The sequence below is a fragment of the Corynebacterium kroppenstedtii genome (assembly GCF_016894245.1).
Lineage (GTDB): Bacteria > Actinomycetota > Actinomycetes > Mycobacteriales > Mycobacteriaceae > Corynebacterium.
On sequence record NZ_CP069792.1, the window covers coordinates 1,618,444 to 1,644,981 of the forward strand.

At 54.3% G+C, this 26,538-nt stretch carries 19 protein-coding genes and 1 tRNA gene; 12 read left to right on the plus strand and 8 right to left on the minus strand.

Annotated elements, in window-relative coordinates:
- Nucleotides 1–142 precede the first annotated feature (142 nt).
- The gene (locus tag I6J23_RS07060; RefSeq protein WP_012731946.1) at nucleotides 143–565 is read right to left on the minus strand and encodes a Fur family transcriptional regulator; all 423 of its coding nucleotides are present in this window, start codon (nucleotides 563–565) and stop codon (nucleotides 143–145) included.
- Between the two features lie 627 nt (nucleotides 566–1,192).
- Between I6J23_RS07060 and I6J23_RS07065 the strand changes: the two genes are divergently transcribed.
- Together I6J23_RS07065 and I6J23_RS07070 are read left to right on the plus strand one after the other, a co-directional pair.
- Complete coding sequence (locus I6J23_RS07065) at nucleotides 1,193–1,804, plus strand: (2Fe-2S)-binding protein (protein WP_204581458.1); 612 nt, start codon at nucleotides 1,193–1,195, stop codon at nucleotides 1,802–1,804.
- Between the two features lie 151 nt (nucleotides 1,805–1,955).
- Nucleotides 1,956–2,669 (plus strand): hypothetical protein, encoded by a 714-nt coding sequence (locus I6J23_RS07070; protein ID WP_204581459.1) that lies wholly within the window; start codon nucleotides 1,956–1,958, stop codon nucleotides 2,667–2,669.
- A 49-nt stretch (nucleotides 2,670–2,718) separates the two neighbouring features.
- Here I6J23_RS07070 and I6J23_RS07075 read toward each other — a convergent pair whose 3' ends face one another.
- Entirely contained in the window at nucleotides 2,719–3,489 is a 771-nt protein-coding gene (locus I6J23_RS07075; RefSeq protein WP_204581460.1) for a hypothetical protein, read from the minus strand.
- A 158-nt stretch (nucleotides 3,490–3,647) separates the two neighbouring features.
- Between I6J23_RS07075 and I6J23_RS07080 the strand changes: the two genes are divergently transcribed.
- Together I6J23_RS07080 and I6J23_RS07085 are read left to right on the plus strand one after the other, a co-directional pair.
- On the plus strand, nucleotides 3,648–4,904 hold the full coding sequence (locus I6J23_RS07080) for an SLC13 family permease (RefSeq protein ID WP_204581461.1): 1,257 nt from the start codon (nucleotides 3,648–3,650) through the stop codon (nucleotides 4,902–4,904).
- A gap of 652 nt (nucleotides 4,905–5,556) precedes the next feature.
- The gene (locus I6J23_RS07085; protein ID WP_204581462.1) at nucleotides 5,557–7,947 is read left to right on the plus strand and encodes a DEAD/DEAH box helicase; all 2,391 of its coding nucleotides are present in this window, start codon (nucleotides 5,557–5,559) and stop codon (nucleotides 7,945–7,947) included.
- Between the two features lie 143 nt (nucleotides 7,948–8,090).
- On the opposite strand, the gene I6J23_RS07090 is transcribed toward I6J23_RS07085, so the two are convergent.
- The 3 genes from I6J23_RS07090 to putP all read right to left on the minus strand — a co-directional run bounded on the left by I6J23_RS07090 (nucleotide 8,091) and on the right by putP (nucleotide 11,062).
- Nucleotides 8,091–8,573, minus strand: coding sequence for a hypothetical protein (locus I6J23_RS07090; protein ID WP_012731940.1), 483 nt, complete (start codon nucleotides 8,571–8,573; stop codon nucleotides 8,091–8,093).
- 175 nt (nucleotides 8,574–8,748) lie between these two features.
- Nucleotides 8,749–9,339, minus strand: a complete 591-nt coding sequence (locus tag I6J23_RS07095; protein WP_204581463.1) for an HNH endonuclease family protein — start codon at nucleotides 9,337–9,339, stop codon at nucleotides 8,749–8,751.
- A 127-nt stretch (nucleotides 9,340–9,466) separates the two neighbouring features.
- Nucleotides 9,467–11,062: a sodium/proline symporter PutP gene (gene putP / locus I6J23_RS07100; RefSeq protein ID WP_275431231.1), complete on the minus strand. Its 1,596-nt coding sequence runs from the start codon at nucleotides 11,060–11,062 to the stop codon at nucleotides 9,467–9,469.
- Nucleotides 11,063–11,436: 374 nt separating this feature from the next.
- On the opposite strand from putP, the gene I6J23_RS07105 reads away from it, so the two are divergent.
- From I6J23_RS07105 to I6J23_RS07125, 5 genes are all read left to right on the plus strand, one after another.
- Nucleotides 11,437–14,700 carry a DEAD/DEAH box helicase gene (locus tag I6J23_RS07105; RefSeq protein ID WP_204581464.1) on the plus strand — a complete coding sequence of 1,088 codons (3,264 nt, stop codon included), beginning with the start codon at nucleotides 11,437–11,439 and terminating at the stop codon, nucleotides 14,698–14,700.
- Nucleotides 14,693–15,826 (plus strand): hypothetical protein, encoded by a 1,134-nt coding sequence (locus I6J23_RS07110; protein ID WP_204581465.1) that lies wholly within the window; start codon nucleotides 14,693–14,695, stop codon nucleotides 15,824–15,826. The genes I6J23_RS07105 and I6J23_RS07110 overlap by 8 nt, the downstream gene beginning before the upstream one ends.
- Before the next feature lie 16 nt (nucleotides 15,827–15,842).
- A complete protein-coding gene (locus I6J23_RS07115) occupies nucleotides 15,843–17,090 on the plus strand; it encodes a metallophosphoesterase family protein (protein ID WP_204581466.1) in 1,248 nt (415 codons plus the stop codon).
- Nucleotides 17,090–19,816: an ATP-binding protein gene (locus I6J23_RS07120; RefSeq protein ID WP_204581467.1), complete on the plus strand. Its 2,727-nt coding sequence runs from the start codon at nucleotides 17,090–17,092 to the stop codon at nucleotides 19,814–19,816. The genes I6J23_RS07115 and I6J23_RS07120 overlap by 1 nt, the downstream gene beginning before the upstream one ends.
- 268 nt (nucleotides 19,817–20,084) lie before the next feature.
- Complete coding sequence (locus tag I6J23_RS07125; protein WP_204582978.1) at nucleotides 20,085–20,852, plus strand: HAD-IIA family hydrolase; 768 nt, start codon at nucleotides 20,085–20,087, stop codon at nucleotides 20,850–20,852.
- 7 nt (nucleotides 20,853–20,859) lie between these two features.
- On the opposite strand, the gene I6J23_RS07130 is transcribed toward I6J23_RS07125, so the two are convergent.
- Both I6J23_RS07130 and I6J23_RS07135 read right to left on the minus strand, forming a co-directional pair.
- Nucleotides 20,860–21,636 carry an NAD-dependent deacylase gene (locus I6J23_RS07130; protein WP_412523824.1) on the minus strand — a complete coding sequence of 259 codons (777 nt, stop codon included), beginning with the start codon at nucleotides 21,634–21,636 and terminating at the stop codon, nucleotides 20,860–20,862.
- Nucleotides 21,637–21,812: 176 nt separating this feature from the next.
- Nucleotides 21,813–22,016 (minus strand): DUF2188 domain-containing protein, encoded by a 204-nt coding sequence (locus I6J23_RS07135; protein ID WP_204087203.1) that lies wholly within the window; start codon nucleotides 22,014–22,016, stop codon nucleotides 21,813–21,815.
- Between the two features lie 465 nt (nucleotides 22,017–22,481).
- Between I6J23_RS07135 and I6J23_RS07140 the strand changes: the two genes are divergently transcribed.
- From I6J23_RS07140 to I6J23_RS07150, 3 genes are all read left to right on the plus strand, one after another.
- Nucleotides 22,482–24,155: a cytochrome b/b6 domain-containing protein gene (locus I6J23_RS07140; protein WP_204581468.1), complete on the plus strand. Its 1,674-nt coding sequence runs from the start codon at nucleotides 22,482–22,484 to the stop codon at nucleotides 24,153–24,155.
- Between the two features lie 303 nt (nucleotides 24,156–24,458).
- Nucleotides 24,459–25,766 carry an anaerobic C4-dicarboxylate transporter gene (locus I6J23_RS07145; protein ID WP_204581469.1) on the plus strand — a complete coding sequence of 436 codons (1,308 nt, stop codon included), beginning with the start codon at nucleotides 24,459–24,461 and terminating at the stop codon, nucleotides 25,764–25,766.
- A gap of 312 nt (nucleotides 25,767–26,078) precedes the next feature.
- Nucleotides 26,079–26,279, plus strand: coding sequence for a hypothetical protein (locus tag I6J23_RS07150; protein ID WP_204583086.1), 201 nt, complete (start codon nucleotides 26,079–26,081; stop codon nucleotides 26,277–26,279).
- A 58-nt stretch (nucleotides 26,280–26,337) separates the two neighbouring features.
- Here the strand turns inward: I6J23_RS07150 and I6J23_RS07155 are convergent.
- A tRNA-Arg gene (locus I6J23_RS07155) sits at nucleotides 26,338–26,410 on the minus strand.
- Nucleotides 26,411–26,538: the final 128 nt, after the last annotated feature.

Below are 26,538 nucleotides of genomic sequence, written 5' to 3' on the forward strand. Positions count from 1 at the left end.
CTGGCAAGACACCTCGAGGAACGAGCGTCAGATAAGCAGCGAAACAGCGATGCACAATGATAAAGCCGGCCAGAGAACTTGTCTCCGGCCGGCGACTATCTGCTGTTAGTGGGTGCACTCATGCACAACGAGTCATCATGTATTACGACTTCTTACCGTGGCAGCGTGGGCATAGGCCGAATACTTCAGCGGTGTGGCCAGTGAGGACGTAGCCGTGCTCGTCGGCGGCCTGTTGTGACCACTCTTCGACGGGGCCTCCGTCGATCTCTACTGCGGCGCCACAGTTAGTGCACACCAGATGGTGGTGGTGCGTGGAGGAGTTGCACTTCCGGTATAGCGCCTCGCCACCCAAACTGTTGAGAACGTCGACTTCTCCGGCGTCGGCAAGTGCCTGAAGTGTCCTGTACACAGTGGTGAGCCCGACGCTCTCACCTTTATCGACGATGCGACGGTGAATGTCGCCGGCAGAGGCAAACCGAGGAAGGTCAGCGAGGGTATCCTCGACGGCTGCCCTTTGACGGGTGGATCGTATGCCGATTGTTTTACGGCGTGGTGTCGTAGTCATGTAATTCTTCTCCTTAGTGCCGTTTGCTCGAGTGCCGTTTGCTCGGGGTGCGAGTCGGCTGTGGTCTGGCTCGCGATGTGGTCTGTGAGCAAGCAACGTGTTACATCGTGTTGGGTTCTCGGCAGCGTCCGTCCGGATACTGTGATGCACCCACTTAATATTTAGTGAAATTCATATGTGTGCGTTACATCTAAATATATAAGTTGTAAGTTTTCAGTATCTGAGACCCTGAGGGACGCTTGTGTACCACTCAGTTGCAGTCCACGACGGCGAGTATTCAGATGGAAAATGAATACTGCTGTGAGAACTAGTGAGTATTGGTACTGTGGAATGTGCCTCACGAAAACAGTTATTAGCGTTAGCCAGCGTGTTTTCGGAGTGTTCTCACAGTGGGAGGCGGTTTCTGAAATGGGCACTGATTCACTAGACCGCGCTTTCGCTCGGCTCATATCCCGCCAGCCGCGATTCGCCCCTGAAGTAGGTGGCGTATCACCCAACGACGTTCATAGTAGACCGGATGAGGGTGACCTGTCGAGTAATGAAAATCGTCATCCCTCCAGTCAGACGTCCGAGCAGAAGAGTGCCGGGGCCACATGGACTCTTTCCGACCTCGTGGACCCGAGCGTAATGAGCTGCAACATTGCCGCTACCCAACGCCAATTCCAGTTAGAGTCGGAGAAAGACGCAGCCCACCTGTGGCTCTACAGTTTTTGCAACACCCTCGTCGCTCCCTCGCTGTGGCTTATGGTGCAGGAGTCACTGTGTCCCAGCCCGAACATTGACGATGGTATTCTCCAGCACCGCGAAGGCATGTGGTGGAGCTTCCATCCCGGGGCAATGACAACGTGTGATCAATTCGGCGCAATTTTTGCCGACACTATCCGGCCCGTCATCGAATCCCTTTCTGAGGTGACGTCCGCTTCGCCGGCCCCGCTACGGGCCATTGCTGTCGACGCTTTAGGAAGCGCCGCCACGGAAGCGGGAAACGACGACTTCGCACCGGAAGAAGGGGAAGAGTGTGCAGCAACGTGTGAACACGCGTTCTGCGAAGAAGCTGCGTCATGGGGTGCTCGGGTACCTCCATTCCGTTCCCAGTGGATTACCGATGCAATGGGAGAGGAGCGTGTCGTCGTTGTGAGGTCATCGTGCTGCATGATGTATCGCTCGCCGATGGCGGATATGTGCACGAACTGTCCGCGTCGGGATAAAGAATCTCGGCGGAACCTTCTCGAGCTGTAGATGCCGCGTTTTCTGCGGAATAACCCGCCACTGAGAAGTATCTAGCGCTAGCTCACTCTATCCTCATCCCCTGTAAAAGGCTCCGGCGCGGCGTACACTCGGGGCAACGCCTATGGCGGTTCGGCCCGCGTTGTGGAGGTAGTGGAGGGACATGAATTTCCTAGAATTGATCGCGGCGGCTCTCGATGGGGAAGGGATTGAATCCCGTATTTCGGGCGGGGCCCTCTATGTCCCTATTTCGCCGGATGTGGATCTACGTTGTGAAGAGATTGATTCCGACATTCCGGCAGCCAATGTGTACGTCGCAGTGGCAAATGCCGCGTCGGGGGACGACTCAGCTGATGACGACGCCATGCTGGTCACGGCAATATTCACAGTTGAGGATGCCGTCGATACGGTGAATTTTCATGTTGCGACGGATCAAGCCGTGACGATTATCCGAGATCTTCTCGACGGATCCGATGCGCGTATTGCCGATTTGGACTTTGAACAAGACGACGAGGATCCAACACTATTATCAGCGGATGTGGGGGAGTCGTCGTCCCTGGAAGTGGTGACAACGGTGGATTCCTCGTCCCCATCGGTCAGCGTGGCATTTGTGACCTATATCGACTCCGAAGATGCCGATGACCCTGACGACGCAGATGATAACGACCATGATGCGTCCGGGAGCGATGATGATGTCCCTGACGATGATGTCGCTGTGGAAGTGATGGACCTGGGGGTATTCAAAGACTATGACACCGTTTTCAACGTGCTCAGCGTCGCTGTTGACCAAGCGGAAAATTGGGAGGCTGAGCTCACCAACTCAGCCAACGATCCATGGGGAAACAATGCGCGTGCCCCGTGGGTGAACGAGGTGTAAGCGACGGCTCCTATGTTACGGGTACCACCACGCGGCAACCGCACCACTGCTACCACATCAAGACCGATGCGCCACCCTTGCTTTCACAGGCAGTAACATCCGCCTGGCTTTCGCACTTCAGAGTGATCTTCTCATTGCTGACCGGGGACGTTGCGGTAATCGTCAGTGGCGTCACCTGGCTCAGCTTCTTGGATTCAGATACCTTGTTAAAAAGTTCGCCTGCAGCGGCGCTAGCAAACTCGCAACTTGTGCCATCCAGCGCTGCGACTTGCTCGATACCTTTTTTAATCGCAGCATCATTTCCACGACTACAGACAGTCATCGTCTTGCCATTGCGCGTGAATTGCACGCCCGGGGGATAGAAGGGCATACCACTAGCCAAGGCGGGCTCGCCCAACTCTTTGGTTGTGCCCGCCCCACGGACATCTCTGACGTCGGTGTTCTTCTTGGTAGATCCGACAACAGCATTAAGTAGCGCATTGTCGTTCGCCGATCCGCTGTGGTTAGCGTCGGATGGATCTGCAGCGGAGCTAGGCGGAATTGAGGGGCCAGCGCCATTGTCCTCTGATGGGGCTGGGCTTTTCTGTTCCGATGGGGCGGCGGTGCTGGTTGAGGTCGACGTGACGACGGTAGTGGAGTTGTCATCGTCAGAGTCCGATGAACATCCGGTGATAATGCCACACAGAGCGATGGCGCAGCCGCCTGCAGCAAGTACTTTCAGCGGCGTGCGTCGGTACTCGGGCCCTCGAATGGGGGCCTGTTGGCCAGTTGACATCGTGGTATCTGTTGATGTGATGGGGTCGGATTTAATGGATCGCACTCACTCGAGCGTACCGTTACAAGAGAACCGTGGGAAGTTCACGGAGGATGCCCCGAAGTCCGCGCTTATAGCCCGCGCTTATAGTTACTGGTTTCGATGGCACGTCTGTGATACCCGCTCACCCCTGACTTGGAGCGCATGGATGGAAGGTATCGCTCATGCCCTTTGACCAGTTACTTTCGTTGATACTCCTGGCTCTTGTGTTCTTACTAGCAATTAGTAAGAAGCTGAATATCGGTATCCTGGCTCTTGCGGCGACCCTTCCTCTCGCCGTGATCGCGGGCGTCGATGCCAAGCAAGTTTTTGAATTTTTTGACGGCAAGCTTGTTGTTTTGATCGCCGGCGTCTCGCTGCTCTTCGCTCATATGAAAGAATCGGGCGCGTTGACGTGGTTGATAGTCAAAATTTTCGACGTCGTAGGCGATCGAGTCTACGTTTTGCCCTGGGCAGTGTTTATCTTGGGTGCGGCATTATCGACGGCGGGCGCTTTTGCCACCGCACCCATTGCGTTATTGGTACCCATGGTGGCCTATGTTTCGTCGCGGACGCGCCACATGTTCTTCGTCAATGAACTCGCTGTGATTATCGGGGCGAATATGGCTGGTCCGTCGCCGTTGAACCCCGTCGGGGCGCTGATTAGTTCCATCGCTGCTGATCACAATGTGTCTTATTCCAAGTGGGGCGTGTGGGCCGTCGCGATGGTGACAGCGGTGGCCGCTGTGGCTGTGCTCCAAATCATTTTCACAGCGACGAAGTGGGGCCGTGCTCGTGCGAATATGAAGCCTGAACAGGTTATAGAAGGCGCAGCAGATGATGCTGTGGAGCGGCCTGTTTATGCGATTTGCTCGGGCCTTGCCTTAATCATGTTTGTTGTTTGCGTGATTGCTTTCGGCTGGGATGTTGGATTGACCGCGATGGCGATGGTCGTCATTTTGCAGTTGGCCTTTAACCCGCCGGAAAAGGCCTTGCTGAAAACGGTGCCATGGAATGCCATCATCTTGCTGACTGGTTTGCTGACGTACTTGGGCGTCATGAAGCATATAGGCACGATGGATTCAATCCAGCACGCGATGTTGTCTATCGGCAGCTCGGCTGTGCTCCTTGCCGCCATTGTCTACTTGACCACCCTGTTGTGCAATATCGAATCGTCGACGCTGGGAGTGCTGGGGCTTGCCTTGCCGATTGCGATGTCATCATTCCCGGGGAATGAACACATGACGTGGGTGATAGCGGCGATTGCAGCGCCCGCGGCGTTAATGGTGGTTAACCCCGTGCACGTTGCCGGGACCCTTGTTGTTGCTCAAGTGCAGGAAGACAAGCAGAATAGGACGTTCCGGTTGCTGCTTAGCTTGGCAATCTCAATGGGCGTGATTGCTCCGCTCTTCCTGTTGGCCTATCCGATGATGGTGGTCTAAACGGGTTTAACCATTGGGCTTTATCGCCGGCCATCCCGTGGGATCCTCGAGATACTGCGGTGTGGTGGGCTGAAGCGGCAGATCGAGCCACCAGATCGAGCCACTGGGCTGAGCTACTGGGCCGAATCGCTTTTTTCTGGCTGGACGCGTAACCTGTGGGGGACTGAGCGCACCGGCTGGGGCTCATAATTCTTGCGAATAGGCACCTGCCCTCCATGCGTTTGGGTTCCGACGGGTGTGACTGTTACAAGGTCCGCCCGTAGGAGTGTGATAGTTGCTTTTTCACCGTTGCTGTTGAGACATTGGGTGACTAGTAAGTGGCTATTGTGATGTGAAACGTTGTTGAGTACCGACGAATACCGTTACGTCCTCACTCGTGAACCTCTGACCTGTGTTCACCGTTCTACTTTTTGTCGACGCTGATCTTCTCCCTCTACTACTGTTGCGATCTTTCGTGCTCTCGGATAACCCTCGGGCCAATTTTGCGACAGAACCCTCTGGCGGGAGTTGAGTGTGAAAACTATTGACGAAGTGCGGTTGAGTGTCCAGCCTGGTTGAGAGTTCACCAGTGATGGCCTCCGATGAAGTTACGCGCGTTGGATGTGAGCGTTGAAACGGATATGTCGGGCAGAAAATAGATGGGTAAAAATATATGGCTGACGAGCCCACCACCCCGACCGACTTTGAGACAAACTCCGTTAAGGGAGGCGAGAGCGCAAGCTCCGCAATGGGAAATGAGAGTGAAGGCCCGACGCAGGGCACTGACATGAGTGTGAATGAGAATGTGGATGAGCAACGCGGCGCTGAGGATGATGCGTTGACGTTGGACGACGTGATCTCCGCTGATTCGGTGGATGATTCGAAGGATAAGTCTGAGCCGACGACGAGCTCAGACGTGGCAGATAGTGGGGATGAGGCACACACCGCTTCGGCTGAAAACGGCGGTGACGAAACCCGTGCGGAGGATGCGCCTGAGCAGGAGAGCACGTCCGATCAGGACACCTCGGACAAAGAAACGTCGGCCAAAGATGCATCAACGGACACCGATGATGACAAGGACGAGGGCCCGTCTTTCGACGATCTTGACTTAAGCGAGGACGTCGTCCGTGCTGTAAAAAAGGTCGGATTTGAGACCCCGTCGCCTATCCAGGCGGCCACGATTCCGATCCTGGCTCAGGGGAGGGATGTTGTCGGCTTAGCTCAGACCGGTACCGGTAAGACTGCTGCCTTCGCTTTGCCGATCCTGTCGCGTTTGGACCGGTCGCAGAAGAAACCTCAAGCATTGGTGTTGTCCCCAACGCGTGAGCTCGCGCTGCAGGTGGCAGATGCGTTCCAGGAATTCGCTGACCACTTGGGTGGTGTGCATGTTCTCCCGATCTATGGTGGGCAGTCGTACGGCATTCAGTTGTCGGGGCTGCGTCGTGGCGCCCACATTGTGGTGGGCACGCCCGGTCGCGTGATTGATCATTTGGAACGTGGCAGTCTCGATCTTTCCGAGCTCAAATACCTCGTCTTGGATGAGGCGGACGAGATGCTCAACATGGGTTTCCAGGAGGATGTTGAGCGCATTCTCGCTGACACCCCGGAGCATAAGCAGACCGCGTTGTTCTCCGCGACGATGCCCGCGTCGATCCGTCGGTTGTCAAAGCAGTACCTGGAGGATCCGCGCGAAGTCACGATTACCTCGCAACAGCGCACGGCGGACAATATTCATCAGCAGTATTTGCTGGTCAACCACCACTATAAGCTGGACGCACTGACTCGTATCCTCGAGGTTACCGAGTTTGACGCGATGATCATGTTTGCGCGGACGAAACAGAATACTGAGGAACTCGCGGAGAAGCTTCGTGCCCGTGGTTTCTCTGCTGCCGCGATTAATGGTGACATGGCGCAGAATCAGCGTGAGCGTACCGTCGACCAGTTGCGCGATGGCCGTCTAGATATTTTGGTTGCGACGGATGTGGCGGCCCGTGGCTTAGATGTGGAGCGCATTTCCCACGTCGTTAACTATGACATTCCGCATGATACGGAGTCATATGTTCACCGCATTGGACGTACGGGCCGTGCGGGGCGCTCTGGTGAAGCGATCTTGTTTGTGACCCCGCGTGAGCGACGTTTGCTGAGGTCCATCGAGCGCGCGACTAAGTCCTCGATTGAGGAAATGCAATTGCCGACGGTTGATGAGGTCAATGAGACCCGCAAGGCGAAGTTTGCGCAGTCGATCACGGAGTCCTTGGCGGATCCCCAAGTCGATTTATTCCGGGGCCTGATCAACTCCTACGCCGAGGAACATGAAACACCGCTGGCAGATATTGCTGCTGCACTCGCAACTCAATCACAATCCGGTGACGAATTCTTGCTGAAGGAAGACACCATCCGGCGCAATAATCGTCGTCATGATCGAGGGGGCCGCAGAAATGACCGTGAGCCTGATACTCGTAGTTTGAGTGAGCGTTTTAGTGGCAAGGAACCGCCGCGGTTCACTGATCGCACTGGTAAAGAAATGGCTGTGTATAAGATTGCAGTGGGCAAGCGTCAGCAGGTTCGACCCGGTGCCATTGTGGGTGCCATTGCGAATGAAGGTGGCCTCAATTCTCGTGATTTCGGTAAGATCTCGATCTTCTCTGAGCATTCTCTAGTTGAGCTTCCGGCGGATCTTCCCATGGAGGTTTTTGAGGCGTTGGAGGATACGCGCGTGTCCGGCCAGCTCATCAAGATTGAGCCGGATCCAGGTGCACCGGCGGGGCGGCCGGGGGCGCGTAATCGAGATCGCCAATCGGGTGATCGACGCGGCCGGTTCAATGATCGTGGTCACGGCGACCGGCGCTCTCGTGGTCGTGATGGTGGTCGTGGGTTCAATGACCGTGGGTTCCATGGACGGGGTCGTGATGATCGTGGTCGCGGTGGTCGCGGTGGTCGCGATTCGTGGGATCGTGGGAATCGACGTCGTGATGGGGGCCGCAACGATCGGAACCGTGGTGGCCGCCAATTTAATGATCGCGGTCATCGCTTCAGTAACCGTGGTCGCGACGACCGGTTTTAATCTGGCAGTGAGGTGGTTCTAAATCCACTCTAAGCTGGTTTTACGACGCCACTGGTGATTAAGTCACCGGTGGTACAACGATTAGAGGCCGGCAGCATTGTGCTGTCGGCCTCTAAGCAGTCATACGTCCTGGTGTCAGTGACTCAAGGTCGGAAGAACATCAAGATGGCGGTGATCACCCACAGGGCGTTGAAAATTCCGGAGAACATATTGAGCATTCCCGGAGTCTTATCCCATTGTGCCGGAGGAACCTCGTCAGGTTCGATGTCGTCGGCCTCGTCGAGGAGATTCAGGTCCGCGATCAGTGTTCTTTGCTTCGGGACGATGACGAAGAAGAGGATTCCCCACCCAATAACCGTCAGCAATATGCCTGTGTGGATGAAATAGTTCTTGAGTGCACCATCGACGGTGAAGAGGGCACCAAATCCGATAAGGGGAACGAGCAAGGACCACAATCCGTAGGCTTTGGTGATCGAGTGAAGCGATTGGGCTCGGCCTCGCGCTAACTCATCACCATTATGTGCAGCCTGTGCAGCTTTAGGGAATTGGGAGGTTGCCACCATGACGGGGCCGATCAGAATGATCGCCGCAATGACGTGGATAAGCACCATGAAATGTTCAGGCACGATGTGTCCTTTTCCTTGGGGTCAGGGGTCGTCTATTAATATGTCGTCTATCAAATAGGGTACCTGCCAGCGAGCAGTGGCTGCTCGAAGGGTCGCTGACATGACAAGGAGGTCGATCCTACGATAAGTGTGTTTGTTCGGTACGACGGTGGGCGCGGCGTGCCATTTAGTTTCCTCAACAGGCATCTCGGAGTGCACTCGCGTCTCGTTTAGTAAGGGCAAGATCGTACGCAACAATCACCTTTGCGTAGGTGGTGGCGTACCAGCAGGCTTGCTCTGCGCTCGGTGGCATCCATTCTTCTGGTGTTTTGTCGCTCTTTTTCCTGTTCACGTGGGAATCGGTCACTACCAGGTTCCTTTTTCTATCGTTGGCGAAGCTCATCCGTTCCTCGCGAGACCATCGCGCCGCGCCCAAGTCCCACGCTGCAGCGAGTGGCACAATGTGGTCGATATTGATAGACCCGATGGTGAGTTTCTTGCCCGTGTAGGGGTCGAGCCCATGCCCACGCACAACGTCGCAGGTGTCGGCAGTTTTTATGTCATCAAGTTGTTCACGGAGGACGTGTTGCCGAGTGGTGCACCATGTGCCCTCGGGAGTAGGGGATCGCGCCCACCCATCGCCGAACTTATCGCGTTGATATCCCAGGATTGTGGTTCGATAGTCAATGATTCGAGCCGACGACAGAAGCTTGTCCAAGGATCGACGCTCGCTAGTTTCAGGGCGGTGCCCGAGTGCGACGATTGCTACAACAAGAAACATGGTCATCAGGACGAGAGTGATAACGCTCTGCCTGCGCCGAAAAGAAGGAAGTGCAGAAGAAGTGCGGGTAGATGAGAAAACGTGGAGCACGTCTGTTTAGACGCACTCCACGTGATGAGGTTCCGAGGAAGGACTAGGCCTTGATGCTGCCTTCCTCGATCTTTTCCTGAGCTGTTGCGATGTTCAGCTCGGGGTTCGCTTCCGCGACACGGGCAAGGCGGGAGGCCTCGTCGAAGCCCTCAGTGATGCTCTTTTCAGGTTCGGGGGTTGCTAAGGTCACCGCGATGATAGCGATGGTGCTGCAAATGACGCCCGGAATCATCTCGTAGAGCCCGTTGCCGAATGGCGTGTCAACGATCCACTGACCCCAGACGAAGGCCACGACCGCACCGGTTACCATTCCGGCCAGGGCGCCCTGGTAGTTCAGGCGACGCCAATACAGTGCGGCCACAACCATTGGGCCGAATGCAGACCCGAAGCCGGCCCAGGCAAAGGACACCAGATTGAGAATCTGACTGTTCGGATCCAAAGCCAGCAGAGCTGCGACCACAGCCACCATGATCACGGCAGCGCGGGAGAGGTTGATCAACGTCTTATGGCTCGCGTTCTTGTTGATCAGCCCGTTGTAAATGTCCTCAACCAGGGCCGACGAGACAACAAGCAACTGAGAGGCGATTGTCGACATGATAGCTGCGAGGACCGCCGTCAAAATGAGACCAGCGATCAGCGGGTGGAACAAGATCTGCCCCATATCCAGGAAGATCGTCTCGTAGTTGACGGTGTCGTCGATGTGGATTGAGGGGTCTTTGCCGAAGAAGGCGGGACCGATGACAGCCACCATAGTTGCGCCAATGATGCAAAGGAACATCCACGCGACGCCATAGCGACGTCCGGACCGCGCCTCAGAGGGCTTACGCAGTGCCATGAAGCGCACGATGATGTGCGGCTGTCCGAAGTAGCCCAAGCCCCATGCCAATCCTGAGATGGCGGTGATAAAAGACACGCCATTGAAGAGAGAGAACCAGTGAGGGTTGGAGCTCAATGCTTCGTGGAAGCCGTAGTTGTGCTCGGTTTGGTAAGTCCAGATTGAGGCGGCATCGTTCATGTGCAGCAAAGCGAAGGTGGGGACCAGAATTAGCGCGATGAACATAATCAGGCCCTGGACTGTATCCGTGTAGGACACAGCCAAGAATCCGCCGATAAAGGTATATGCGACGGTCACACACGCGATGACCAACATGCCGACGAGGTAGTCGCCACCAAACGTTGACTGGAAGTACTTGCCACCGGACACCATTCCCGACGCCACGTAGAAAGTGAAGAAAATCAAAATGATGAGGCCAGCGGCGATGCGCAGCGCATGGGTTTTGTCATCAAGACGCTTTTCCAAGAACGACGGAATGGTGATGGAGTTATCCGCGATCTCTGTGTAGGAACGCAATCGTGGGGCGGTCCACTTCCAGTTGGCCCAACAACCGATCAGGAGGCCAATGGGCATCCACAGTTGACCGAAGCCTGATACGTACATGGCGCCAGGCAGCCCCATGAGGAGCCAGCCGGACATGTCCGACGCTCCGGCAGAAAGTGCGGCGACGAAAGGATGCAGGCCGCGCCCGCCTAGCATGTAATCGTCGTATTCATCGGTTTGCCGGAACGAATACAGACCTATCGCAAGCATGGCGAGCAGATAGATCACCATGGCGATAATGAACCACGTTTGTTGACTCACGAAGACTCCTCGGTGGTTAGCGTGCTGGGACAGCAGTTCCATCAATCATGAACCGCTACGAATAGGGACAAAGAATACAAAAAAATACAAATAGAAAAATTGGGGATTGATAAAAGAGCGTTTTCAGGGTGTCATGGATGAGTAGGCGTATCAAATCCAGCGGGCTGTTTTGTCCATATTGACCCTTAGTCTCTCGTGGTTTTCACATGGTTGTCGCGCGGTACCGGCGTGATTGTCCTGGAGGGAGAGCACACTTCGTGGTGCGATTATTTCGTGTGGCCGGGGGAGCTTCGTCAGTTCTATCGAAAATAAGTTCGACGGGGCTATGTGGATGTCTCGAAGATTTGTCTCATGAGCCTGGTATCAATGAAAACATGTTTGCGTATCTTCTCCATGTTTTGTGGCCGGTGCATTCTGGCATGCATGTATGGGTGGAGGAGACTGATGGCCACAAGGTGGTGGCTAATTACTCCGATCTACCGCGTGACCAGTTCCCCCAGGTCATTCTGGATGCGTTAACTAATCGTGGTCGGCGGACAGTGGCGCCACGGCGTGCGCACGCTGTGCTATCAACACCAAAAGGTCGTCTCCGTGAGTTGACGATCCCCACAGTAGAGTTCAGCCCGGATCAGGCGGTTGATTTTCTGATAACGCTGGCCCGCTTGCAGGACAATGACGAGCTTCCTGAGCACATGGGTATTGCGGCGGAGACGGAATTCGTACTCACTCTCTTGCGGGGATTGGAAAAACTCCGCATGTCTGGGCGCGTTCTCTTCCGAATGCAGTGGGTTGATCAGGAATGGATTCCGATGTGGCAGCCCGCAGTTGGCATGGCTGAGCGCGTTTGGCTTGCCCAGATGGTCGAGGCAACACCAGAGGTGTTGACACTGTCCGGCGGTCGTGATCTCGCTGAACGGATTTCTGTCCCACTTATCGACGCCTTAGCCCGGCGGACCTTGGTGTCCATGCCTGATCAAGAGGAAATCGTTCAGCCCCTGGTCCGCTCACTTATTGACGGGTCGCCTTTGGATCGGGCAACCGGGTCGATGGTCGTCGATATCAATACGTGGCGTAGCAAAATGTCGTCGGAAAGCTATGACCTTATTTTTATTGTTCATGAACCCGACGATGTGGAAACGGAAGAACCGCGTTTCAACCCCGCGGATCCGCGTGCCGCCTATGAGCTGGCGGAAGCGGACATAGAACGAAATGAAGGCATGTCCCGGCTGGCCGATACGACAGGTAACGTGCACAACAACGGTGTCACTGCCGTAATAGGGCCTGAACCCAAAATTCAGTGGCGAATTCGGTTGGCTTATCGCTCGGGTACCGACGCACCCGCACCGATTCCGCAGCCGATCAATGACCCCGCGCTTCGCAAGCGTGTGGATGAGCAATTAGAGCGGGCTAGCCATGTGTGGCCACAACTTGCCACGTATGGCATTGACCCTGATACACGCGACTACCTTTTGTCCACGAACGACATTGTGGAATTTATTGATCGAGGTGCAGATACACTTCGGCAAATAGGGTTCCGGGTCTTGGTTCCAGCGCCATGGACAAAAGAAAAAGTCCGAGTGTCGCTGTCAGCACAGCCCGCAGTGGTGAACGGACCAGGTGACGCACAACTGGGTTTCGATCAGCTCTTAGACTTCTCATGGTCCGCGTCCATGGGCGGCAACCAGCTATCGCCCGCGGAGGTAGACGACCTCCTTCAATCCAGCACTGACCTCGTCAACATTCGAGGGAAATGGGTGCAAGCTGATACCCGTGTGCTTAAGGCAGCATCGAAGCACTTATCGTCTCTGGTGAACGGAACCACGGGCAAGGACAGCAGCGGTACCGACGAGGGACAGGTAACAGTAGGCCGGCTACGTCAGGCTACCGACGAGATTCGGCGCGATCTTCGTGACGATGGCGAAACAGGACCAATTATTGCCGACGCAATATCTGCTTCACCTGACGACGGGAATGAGGGTCCCGATGAACTTAGCGTGGATGACCCCAGCGTAGACGACCCCAGCGTGATGGTGGAAGCAGCGACGTGGATTAGTGCGCTCATCGGAGTAAATAAAGCCATTGCGCCTCAGCGCATCGACACCCCCTCGGGGATAACTGTTGAGCTGAGAGACTATCAGCGTCGAGGTTTTGACTGGCTCGCGTGGATGACGTCGCAGCACCTCGGTTGTGTACTAGCCGATGATATGGGCCTCGGAAAAACGCTGCAGACATTGACACTCTTGGCCTATGAGAAAGAAAATGCAGTGCCGTCAGGGCCGGCCCTTGTTATTGCTCCTACATCAGTGATAGGGAATTGGATTGCGGAGGCAAAAAAATTCGCACCGAACCTGAGCACGTACTTACACCACGGTCCCGCCCGGCTCGAGGGTGAAGCACTGACGGATAAGATTGCTGCAACCGACCTCATTGTCACCACCTACTCGATCGCGACGCGGGATCAAGAGGTCCTAGGTCGGACATATTTTCACCGCATCGTTATAGATGAAGCCCAGCAGGTGAAAAATCCCGGGACGAAGAATGCGAAAGCTGTCCGGGCTTTGCAGGCATCTCACCGGCTTGCACTTACTGGTACACCCGTGGAGAACAGGTTAGATGAGCTGTGGGCAGTGATGGATTTTTGTAATCCGGGCCTCTTTGGGAAACGTAACGAGTTTCGCGACCGGTACTCCATTCCCATTGAGCGGTACCACGATGACAACTTGACGGCGGATTTAAAGGCGCTCACGCAACCATTCATTCTCCGGCGAGTAAAAACAGATCCCGCCGTTGTCGATGATCTTCCCGAAAAGAACGAAGCCGTATTGGTAGCAGAGATGCTTCCGCAGCAGGCGAGCCTGTATAAAGCTGTCACGGCCACAGTGGCTAAGGAACTCGAGTCCAAACAAGGCGGAATCGATCGTCGGGGGCTCATATTTAAGCTGCTTACAGGATTAAAACAAATATGCAACCACCCCGCGCAGTATCTGGGGGATGACTCACCATTCTTGGATGGATCCCACCATCGCTCCGGTAAAGTCGCCACCGCCGAACCGCTCGTGGATGAAGCGCTTCAGCAAGGCCGAAAAGTGCTGATCTTCACCCAATTTGTCGTGTTCGGAAACATGCTCAAAACATATTTCAATAATCGATATGGAATTGACGTCCCTTTTCTTAACGGCTCGGTAGAGAGAAAAGAGCGGGACCGCATGGTAGACACTTTTAATTCCCCGGCAGGCCCACCGATCATGATTCTGTCTCTCCGAGCAGGAGGAACCGGCCTGAACCTCACTGGAGCTAGCGTTGTTATTCACATGGACCGGTGGTGGAATCCGGCTGTCGAAAATCAAGCCACTGACCGCGCCTATCGCATTGGCCAAGAACACGATGTCAGCGTCTATAAGCTAATTAGTAAAGGGACGATTGAAGAGAAAATTAACGATATCATCGAAGGGAAACTCCAACTGGCCAGCGCTGTTGTCGGCACTGGTGAAGCATGGATTTCCGAGCTGTCAGATGATGAGCTTCTCCAGTTGGTCACCATGAAGGAACCTACAAAGCCTATTCGGTCCGAATACACCAACGCTCGAGCGCGGCATAGCCTGCCAACGACCAGCAATGCCGGGAGACACCATGAGTGACACACCGCATCATCACTCGCGATCAGGCGATAAGCGTCGCCGTCTCACCGTCGACGATAACGTTATCTACCTGAACTTCGGCCGAAACCGGGACACCGCTGGCGCAGATGAGGAAGGGAACTCGGCGTCTCACCAACGGACACGTCAGTATCAGCGCGGGGGATCCGCGACTTCAGCGAACCGACAATCAGGAGCAAAGTGGCGTGCTAGTTCTCGTCGCCCTCGTGGGCGCGACGACCGCAGTGCGCATTCGTGGCCAGCGTCAGTAATCATGCGTCAGCTCGATGACAACACCGAGGCCGGGAGGAAGAAGCGAGGCCGCGATTACTTCCGACAGGACTCCCTCCTGCGAGTAGACATCGAGGATTGGCAAATAGTCGCCCAGGTGATGGGATCCCAGCCAGAGCCATTCACTATCCATGCCTATGTGCCGCATGACCCCGATGCCGTCGACCAAGCTATTAAGTACCTGTCTGATGATGACCAGGCATACGACAATTTTGTGCAGGGGCAGGAAGACCGTCGCCTAGAAAGCATGCTGTTCCCGTTCGACGATGCACGGTGGTCATGCAGCTGCCCTGATCCGGACCCGTGGTGCAAACACATCTACGCCGTTGGTCTATATCTGCAAGAGCGGTTTACCAGCGACCCCTTCAGTATTCTCCGCGTGACAAACACCACACGAGAGGACATTTCGCGACGAGTTCATCAGGCTCATGAGCGTGCAGGGGATGGATACAGAACGCCGTCACGGACTTTAGATTCCCCGAGTTCTGATGTAGTCGGACAGGACAATGCAACAGCGCGACGCAGATGGGCCGCAGGTGTGGGCACTTCGTCTACTTATGGCGTCGATGGCCAGCAGACCGACCCGGACACTTTTTGGGGTGTGCCCATGAACTACCCAAGCCCACCACGCGTGCAGAAAGCATCAGCCCTGGAGGACCATGACCAACAAGCATTAATGAAAGTTCTCAGTTGGGTTTCCTATGGCGCGGTGGGGCAGCTCAGTGCGCGCAGTGACCTCGAAGATGTTTATCACCACCTCATGACCGCACCGCCAGAAATGGCTCACCCCGACGACCAACACGAACACGTCGATACGCCACCGGATGACCAAGGATAAATGACGAAGGATAATTATGATTCCCTCACACTCTCACCCCGAGAAAGTAACAGGCACGATTAATCATGGGCATGCCTCAGCGCGCGGTCATGCTCGCATTCTTCACACTTCCGACTGGCAGCTCGGAATGGAACGGTGGTTCCTGAAAACAGACAAAGGCACGAATAGCGACGACGGTGGCCTTGATTCTCAAGCGCTCTATACGCAAGCTCGGTTCACAGTCATTAAACGAATGGCAGATATAGCTCACGAGCGACAGTGTGATGCCGTCGTTGTCGCTGGAGACGTCTTTGACTCTCCGCAGGTAGGGGAGCGGATTCAGAACCGCTTCATTGAGGCGATTGAACGCTTCACTCCGATCCCCATCGTATTTTTACCTGGTAACCATGACCCTTACCAGATAGGGAGCATGTGGAACTCGCCATTTGCTACCCGCATACAAGAGGCGGGAGGAATCATTATTTCCGACTATTCCATCCACCACCTTGGCGGTGTTGATGTTGTGGGAGCGCCACTGACCAGCAATAAACCAACTGAAGATACGGTGTCGGCTGTCCTACGCAACCTTGAACCGTCTTCTGGGGTCCGGGTTCTGTTAGGACACGGTCAGCCCCGACGAGACTGGTATGAGTCTACGGCTCACGCAGATCACGCGGTCGACATGGACAATGTAGACCAAGCACTGGATACTCATAAGGTTGACTACATTGCCATGGGAGACACCCACTCCGTAGAAAAACTTGATTCCCGCGGAGGTATGTGGTTTTCCGGATCCCCTGAGCCAACTGATTTCGACGATCGTGAACGAAACTCGGGATATTGCTTAGTTGTTGATATTGATGTTGCCGACGGAACCACGACGTTGACAGTTGATCCTGTCCACGTGGCTGAGTGGTCCTTTCATTCCGATGTGCGCGAAGTGAACGCTGACGCGGATATAGAACAATGGTTTTCTGACCTCAATAACATGCGTGACGCCTCAACGACCGTCATAAAGAGCACACTCTCCGGAAGAATCAGCCTTGAACAAGATAGCCGGATAGAGGAATACAGACAACGCATAGCTTCGAAATTCGCGGCATTTTACGACAATGAGGGTAAATCAGAGCTCAGCATTGTCCCCGATTCCCTCGATGCGGATGCCTTTAATCTACACGGGTATTTCCGGAAAGTTCTCGACGATCTTGATCCTGAAGACGATACCGATAGGGAAGCGCTAAGAATTCTTTACCAACTTAATCAGCGGTATCAGGAAAGCGAGTAATGGTGATGAAAATTCACAAAATTGATATTAGGAACTTCCGCGGTATCGACCACGTTACTTTAGAATTCCCAAATACTGGTGTAACAGTGATCTCTGGGCCTAATGAGGTGGGGAAATCTAGTGTTGTCAAAGCACTAACGATGTGGAAGTCAGCCTTGTACTCAAGCACAAAAGCGGAAGTTAAAGCTGCCAAACCCGTGGACAAGGATGTTGCCCCCGAAGTTACTGTGGAGATGACTGTCGATGGACAGCACTTCTCGATGTACAAGAGGTGGCTGAAAAACTCTCAAGCAGAACTTAGGATTCTTAGTCCACTGCGAACAACTAAGACCGGAAAAGAAGCAGAGTCATGGGTTAATGAGGTTTTTTCCTCAAGCGACCAATCAATGCCTTTTGATGCCTTGACGGTCAGCCAGAACAGTGGGACATGGGATTTCCTCGATGTTGGGAACTATGCTGCACTCGAGAATAGTCTCTCCGAATCTGATAGTAGTGATGACGGCGACGCGGTTGGTTTACGAGGGGACATTAAGAGTGAGTTCGATAAATACTTCACACCAGCGGCCAAACCACGAGCAGGTGTGCATAAAGACGCTATTAGTGAGTATGAAAAGGCGAAGGAAGATGAGAAAGATGCTGAAAATGCTGCAGAAAAGTTAGCGAATTTGCGAGCAGAGTTGGAGAGAATCTCCCACAAACTCGACGACGATAAAAAAACACTTACCGACGTGTGTGCATTACGTGATAGTGCGAAAAACGAAAAAAAGAAAATCGATGAGGCTCGGGCGAAACTGGAGCAGGCGCAACAAGGTCGGAAAGACGCTGAATCCGCGCTTCAACGTCAGCGAGAGTTAAAGCAAAGCCGGACGCAGCTTCACGACGATTATGCTGAACGCAAACAGCAGGCAGCGAAGGCAGAAGAGAAATATAACCAGGTAGCAAAACAAGCTGAATCCTATGAGGCTCGGGTTAAAGCTGCTCAAGATACGTATGACAACGCGCAGCGGGTTAAAACATATGCGGATTTAGAGTTGGACAAGCTGAAAACTCACCGAGATTGGGCCGCGTCCATGAAGGAGGCCGAACAGGTTCGAACCAAGCTACTGTCAGGAGATGCTGCTAACAAGCGTCGACACGAAGCTGAGAGCAAACTCGATGACGGCTCATCCATTATCGATGACGACGCGTTTGATGACCTGAAAAAGAGTCAAGAGGCGTGGCGTAACCAGGAAGAGGCCTTAGGCTTTGCGGTAGGGAAGATCCATATTGAGGGTCCTGACGGTGACCCCGCTGTAGGGGACTACCCCATGGATAGGCCCCGGCGCATTGAACTGGGGGAATACACACTGGAAATTCACCCCTCTGCTGAGACGCGCGACCGAAGGAAAGATGTCGATTCCGCGCACGAGGTCTTCACAGGTTTGTTAAGAAAGCATGAGTTGGGTTCGTTTGATGACGTTGAACGACGTCATAATGCCTATATACAGGCTCGCAATGAACGTGATGCCGCACAGCGTGATCAAGAAATAGCTTGGGGAAACCAACCGCGTGAGGTCATCGAGACGAAGCTACAAGAGTTGCGCCGTTCTGCCGATGACTATGAAGAGCAGTACCAAGACCTCCTCGACAGAGAAGCGCAGCGTAATTCTAGCCATGACTCAGATGGTGACCTTATGGCCGGCAGGCGAACTCATGAAATGTTAAAAGTCGAGAGTGTGCCGTCGAGTGAGGACATTCATCGAGCTAGGGCGGAGAGAGATCATGCCGAGCATGCTTTTGCTGTGGCACGCCGCGACCTGGAGAAACTTCGTCAAGAAGATGTGGCCGTCCAGCTATCGCGCGAGAAAGCCAATCGCGATTCGGCGAACAAGGAACGCGACAGAGCCTTAGAAAAGTTAGCCGAAGCGCAGGCTGCTCTCTCCGACGAGGTTCTAACGAATAACTTCCACGAAGCAGAAGAGCAGTGGGATTACCGACGCGGTGTATACGACAAAGCCGTCCGCAATCTCAAGGCACTTGACCCCGAGCAGAACACTAAGAAACTCGAGGACGCCAAACGTCGAGAACGGGCTCTTATGCAAGCAATCGAAAACTCGAGGAAAGAACAGTCTCATCTTCAAGGACTGATTGAAGGATCCGGGTCGCCTGATGCAGATCTTCAGGAGAAAAAGACGATCCTTAAGCAAAAAGAAAACACTCTAAATGCTGTCAGGATGCGGGCCAACGCTATCCGCCGCTTATACGACTTAGTGGAAAAGCATTTCGAAGATGCGAAGAAAGAGTACCTAGAGCCATATATCAACCTTCTTACTGAGAAGGCTGGCCACGTTTTTGGCCCGGACGTGTCATTCACGTCAGAGGGCGATGCCGGTCATGGTAGATCAACAAGCAGGAAAAGTAGGGGCAAGAAAGCCACTAGCGCGTCGACAATCTCGCAGCGTGTTCTCAATGGCCGAGCAGTTAACCTCGCCGACCTATCCGGTGGCGCTGCCGAGCAACTGCAGATCGTCCAGCGCCTAGCAGTCGCGGAGCTAGTCGGAGATCAGAGCGTACCTGTCTTCCTCGACGATGCCCTGGGGTATGCGGATAGTGAGAGGGCCAGGAAAATGAATGAACTGCTGACGGAATCAGGAAAGAAACACCAGATCATCGTCATGACATGTGTTCCCGAACGGTATAAATCTGTCGAAGCAGCGAAAAGGATCGAAATGACCGGAACGAAGTAACCACTGAAATTGAGTGATTAAGGGAACCGAGCTCTCACGAAACCGAGCACTGCTGGCACGAACCCACCACGTTCTACATTGTGGATCAATTGTTGAAAGGACGAGAATAGACACCATGTCAGACGACAAGAAAAGTACGGAAACTGCGCGACAAGCAGAAAGCGTGACCTCTAGTAGCGTCGATCAAGGCGAAAAGCCACGCGTGCCTGTCACCGATGTTCTTAACGCTCCGCCCCAACGCGATGATCCCATTTCTTTCCTGACAGATATGGATGGTGTGTTGGTCAAAGAAGGCGACATCATTCCTGGTGCGGACGAGTTCCTTAATGAGCTTCGCGATAATGATGTCGAATATATGGTGCTCACCAATAACTCGATCTATACCCCACGCGATTTGTCCGCGCGGTTGGAGCGGACGGGGATCGATATTCCTGCCGAACGTATCTGGACATCTGCTAAAGCCACTGCTGCTTTTCTCGCTAGCCAGAAAGAAGTATCGACGGCGTATGCCGTCGGTGAATCGGGATTAACCACTGCCCTTCACGAAATAGGGTGGATTCTGACCGACTCGGATCCCGAATACGTTGTGCTTGGGGAGACTCGCACCTATTCATTCGAGGCCATTACGACAGCGATTCGGCTCATCCGCCGAGGTGCAAAATTTATTTGTACTAACCCTGATATCACGGGGCCATCGCCGGAAGGGGTGCTGCCCGCCACTGGTGCCGTTGCGTCTCTGATCCAGACGGCATCAATGAAAGAACCTTATTATGTCGGCAAGCCGAATCCAATGATGATGAGGTCGGCGCTTCGCCGTATCGGTGTCCACTCCGAGAACACCGTTATGGTGGGCGATCGCATGGATACTGACATCAAGGCCGGAATGGAAGCCGGTATGAAAACAATCCTCGTTCGTTCCGGTATTACCGACGATGACATGATTGAGAACTTCCCCTACCGGCCTAGCCGCGTGATTGACTCAGTCAAAGATCTCGTCGGAAATGTTCACGATCCCTGCGGTGAATTCGAGGAATAAAAGGAAGCTATTGGTCGATTAGCCAGGGCAAACCCTCCGCAGCATTCGCTCGGATCGACCATGTAGCTAATTGTGTGAGGTCAGTCTCAGCCGGGCTGACCTCCACGATGGGTACGCCACGGCGGGCAGCGAGCGTCGGCAATGACGCTGCTGGGTAGACAACGCCGGACGTTCCTATGATGACCACCAGGTCGGCGTCGCTCATGGCTGCCTCTGCCTCTGACCAATCCTTGGACGGCAGGGCCTCGCCAAACCATACGACGCTAGGGCGGACTGTTCCTCCGCACTCCGCGCAGCGAGGGGGAGCGAGCCGTTCAACGGGATGAGTAGGGGGTTCTTCACCTGGCGCGGGCTTTCCACATACACTGCACCGATACTCGTTTAGGCGGCCATGAAGGTGCGCCACGTTTTTCGATCCAGCACGTTCGTGCAGGTCATCGATATTTTGTGTCGTGGTGTGCATTGAGACCCCATCGCGCGCAGCCCACCGAGCCAACGCTTTGTGCCCGGCATGTGGTTGTGCTTCGCGTGCACAGTGCTCTCGCCACTGATACCAAGCCCACATGGGATCAGGATCCTCCCGCCACGAATCAATACTGGCCATTGCTTGGGGATCCACGTGACTCCATAGACCAGTCTCTGCATCGCGGAAGGTATCTAAACCGCTATCAGCGCTCATCCCTGCCCCGGTAAATATTTCGACGCTGCGTGCTCTGTCTCGGGTGGTGCGAAGACTGTGTGGAAGTGGGTCAGTAGTGGAGATAACAGTTGTATTGGGATACATCAGATTCATTCGATGCTCGCGCAGTGGGAGAGCGATGCTGCTGGAAATGGTGGAGTGGTCAACTGAGCCCGTGAGAAGAGCACCGGTCATTATGCCTCCCGTTCGCTCGCTCACAGTAAGTGGCGTGGGGAATTAAACCATGTGCTCTCCGCGGGCTCGTTCTTTATTACTCTGAGTTATTCCGAGTAAGAATGGCGCTCAGAAATAGTGCCGTCCAGATTCTTGATGATGTGGTCACCCTTGCGCTCTTTAGCGAGGTTACGGCCATATTCGACAGCTTCTTCTTTGGTCTCGTGGGTGCTGGTTGCGCGCTCATTACCCTGAGGGCGGTTTTTCCATTCACCATCTTCGTTGTAGGTCTCGATAACGGTGTCAGCCATTGCTGTATCCTTCCCTTTCAATCAATTGACGACGCTCTTTCCGGTAGGCGACCGAATGAATTCGGTCGGATCCGAACACCAAGCAGTGCTACATATCAAGTATAGAGACAGGTAATTCGTTGCGCTCTGCGTTCACCGAGATTACGGCCACAACACGAGTGGCTTTCTTGGTTATACCGGTTTTCTCGGGTGGGCGGGGGGAACCGCGATTTTCAGATCTGTGGCTTTTAGCCCTTTAGTGACACTCTTCACAGTAAGCTGTTGATATTCTTTCATCGCGACGATCAGTCGTGACGGTTCTTTGAGTCCGCCCGCTTGGGCTATCTGCGAAAGATGCTGACCGTATATCGGTGGTTATCTCAGCGTGGACAACCCGGCGGTGGGGTACAACCGTCGCACTCGGACACCGGGACCAGGATTGCCGCGACTTAATGACGAGCTTGAATTGATGAGGAGAGATCTACGATGTCGCCAGTTCCTCCACCCCCACCGGGGAGCCCATCCCCATCGGAGGCCTCGAAAAAACGTGCCCCAGCCGAATCCGGCAGCGACGACACGTCGAAAGAAGCGGTGGAACCGCGCGAGGTCGATAGCGCAGTTACCCAGGGTGACGACGCCGGGTCAGGTGATAAACCTAAGCTCAGTGCTAAGTCTCAAGCTCCTGGTGCTCCGACAGCGCCAGGCGCGCCGAAAGCTCCTGGTGCTCCGAAGGCTTCATCGACATCCGGAGATGTGAAGGAGGGGGGAGCCCCCTCGGCTCCTAAGACAGCGAAGGCGCCAGGCGCGCCGAAAGCGCCGACCTCTGCTAAGACAGGCGGAGCCCCCCAAGCCCCTGGTGCCCCGAAAGCCCCAACCTCTGCTAAGACAGGCGGAGCTCCTAAGGCACCAGGTGCACCTCAAGCGCCATCAGCGCCGTCGGCTCCGAAAGCCCCGGGGGCGGCTAAAACTCCGTCCGCTCCAGGTGCTCCGAAGGCCCCCACGGCGGCTGGAGCAGCCGCTCCCGGTGCCCCCAGTAAACCCGGAGCTAAGAAACCTGGTGCCCAAGGGAAGCCAGGCAAACCAGGCGCAGGCGCGCCAGGCAAACCAGGCGCTAAAGCCCCCGCTGCGAATAAGCCCGGTGGCCCGAAAGCGCCGGGCAACAAGAAATCGGGCACTGGCAAGGCCGGGAATGGGAAGACCGGCAAAAATGGGGCCAAGAAGTCCGGGAAGAAGGACTCGAAGAAGCAGCGCGAACCGATCATGATCGGTGAAAAAAGTCTGATGCAGTGGGGCAAGATCGCTGGCCTTGTTGCAGCTGGACTTATTGTCCTTGGAATCATCGTGGTTGTTGCCGCGCGATGGCTGATGAGCCTGGATGCTGTCTCTCGATGGGTGGACAGGTATCCCGGCGACTATGATCCATCGCCGGAGCCAGATCCTGGTTTCCCGTTGTGGGCTCGATGGCAGCATTACCTCAATTTCTTCTTCATGTTGTTGATCATCCGTACCGGTCTGCAAGTGCGGCACCAACAAAAGCCTCCTGCCGTGTGGCAATCGAAGCGTGGAGGTAAGAAAATCAGCATTTTCTTGTGGTTGCACACCTCAATTGATGTGTTATGGCTGATCAACGGTGTGGTATTTGTTGTGCTCTTGTTCTCCACGGGGCATTGGGCGCGTCTCGTACCCACCAGTTGGAAAGTCTTCCCGAACGCCTTGTCTGCAGCACTGCAGTATGCGTCATTCGATTGGCCAGCGGAACACGGTTGGGAGAACTTCAATAGTTTGCAGCAAATCATGTACTTCCTGGTGATCTTCATCGCTGCGCCTTTAGCTGCGATCTCGGGAGTGCGCATGAGCGAATGGTGGCCGAAAAAGGCAAAAACCCTGAATAAGCTGTACCCAGCCCCGGTCGCCCGTCATATTCACTACCCGACGATGATCTTCTTCGTTTTCTTCGTTTTCATTCACGTCTTCCTCGTCTTCACGACGGGCTTCCGCGAAAACCTCAATCACATGTTCGCTGGTAATGACTCAGCGAATTGGGGTGGTTTCCTCTGGTTCATTGGTGGCCTTGCTGTCGCAGTGGCTGCGGTGATGGCCGCACGACCGCTCGTCTTGGCTCCGATCGCAAGTCGTTTTGGGCAAGTGAGCGCACGCTAGAACTCACATTTAGTTATCAGATTGAGAATCTATTCGCCGTCGATAGGTAGATGATCGACGGCGAATCGTGCGTTTTTGGCATTTTTTTAACACGTGTTGGCATGTGTTTGAGCCGTTGCCGAGAGTGATTGTCAGTGTAATTGTGGCTCCTTCCTGGGGTGTTGGGGATGCGAATCGGGGGGTACTAGTGTGTGGGAGGATCACAAGCGTTTCGGGCGAAGGCCCGGTGTAGACGTTGGCGATGATGACGCGGTCGCGCCCGTTGGTTCACCTGTTTACGCGTGAGTAGAAAGTCTCGATTTTTTGCTTGCACTGCAGATATTGATCGTCTTGGCGGCTATTGTCCTGGGGGCCCGTTTAGGTTCAATAGCAATCGGCTTCGCCGGCGGTCTGGGGGTACTTCTCCTCGGACTGGCCGGGGTTCCGGTGTCCAGTGAACAAATCCCGTTTGACGTCATTAGCATCATTATGTCCGTTATTTCGGCAATTGCGGCCATGCAGTTGGCCGGAGGAATGGACTACCTGGTTCATGCTGCTGAACGTTTCTTGCGGAAAAATCCGAAACGAGTTACATTCCTTGCCCCGATTGTCACGTATCTAATGACGTTATTGGCCGGTACAGGCCATACCGCTTTCTCGACGCTTCCGGTCATCGCCGAAGTAGCTAAAGAGGGTGGTGTTCGACCGTCTAGGCCGTTATCCATTTCTGTTGTCGCCTCCCAGATAGCGATTACCGCGTCGCCGATTTCGGCCGCGGTCGTTTTGATGGCGTCGTTGATGGAGCCTCACGGGGTGAGCTATCTGACGCTCCTCGCTGTGGTTATTCCATCTACCTTCTTGGCTATTTTTCCCGCGGCGTTCATTACTAATCACCTTGGGAAAGAACTCAGCGATGATCCGATTTATCAAGATCGGCTAGCTAAAGGGTTGGCAAAGCGCACACAAGGCCGGAAAGCTTATGTCCCCACGAAAAATTCCAAGCTTTCGGTGTGGATTTTTCTCGTCGCAATTATTGCGGTCATGGTCTACGCGACCCTGATTTCTGACCAAGTGGGATTAATTTCACATCCGACATTGCCCCGGAATGAAGCCATCATTTCATTGATGTTGGCAACAGCCACGATCATTACGCTTGTCTGTAAGCTACCCGCCGCTGAAGTGTTGACGACTCAGGTGTTTAAGTCGGGCATGTCTGCGTGCATATGTGTGATGGGTGTTGCGTGGCTGGGTACAACCATTATCGACGCGCACTTGGACCAGATTAAAGATCTAGCCGGGAATGTGTTGACGGACTATCCGTGGATGCTCGCTGTGGTGTTGTTCCTTGCTGCGGCCTTGTTGTACTCCCAGGCGGCTACGACGAAGGCTCTCATGCCAGCGGCATTGGCGGTGGGCGTAAGCCCAGTCATAGCGGTGGCATCGTTCGCAGCAGTAAGTTCTTTGTTTATTTTGCCGACGTACCCAACACTTCTCGCGGCGGTGGAAATGGACGATACTGGAACCACGCGGATCGGAAAATACGTGTTTAACCACCCGTTCCTTATTCCCGGCACGGTGGCGATTGCAACCGCGGTTGGTATTGGCTTTGTTTTGGGAGAACTTCTGATTTAAACCGCCAGGCGCCGTCGTCCGAGGTTCCTCGTCGGAGAGGTGTGGCAAAGCTATGACTGGCCAGTGTGGTCTCTGTCTTTGTGGATCAAAATTTCGAGACCTTTACCCTGAAGACCGAGTGTTATCTATATGCCCTTGGTTTTCAGCACCCACTAAACCGCGGACTTCATGGCGGCACAGTGATCAAGGGGACCCACAGGACTACCTCGCTAGCCACCATTGCTTAACCTTCACTCCTATCAGGTTTAAAACCAATACAATATAAAGCGTTTTATCGGGCCTGACTGGGGAAAAGAAGGGTGGTGGCTAAAAATGTCTACTTTTACTGTCACAGCTGAGCCCGACACGAGTAGTGACGTCGTGGGCTTAGTATGTCCTGAGGTAGGTGCTGTGTCTCAGGTGGAAAACCTTGATGATGTTGCGGATGAAATGCGGGAAGCGATCGCTTATCTTGCAGGAATAAAAGAAGATGAAATGGATACCGAGATAAAGACTGTTAAAAAAGCTAGTTAGAAAAGGCTAAAACCCGCTTCGACCAAGGACGTCTACTGATCGAAGCGGGATATTAATGTGCCCCCGACAGGATTCGAACCTGCGACCTTTGGTACCGGAAACCAACGCTCTATCCCCTGAGCTACGGAGGCATTGTCGGCAACCACCAGTACAATCCATCTGACATTGAATCAGCGAATAACAGGGTGGCCACCGCACGACGAAACTACCTTAGCACTCCGCCATGAAAGTATGAACACGCGGGGTAACTCACGCCGGC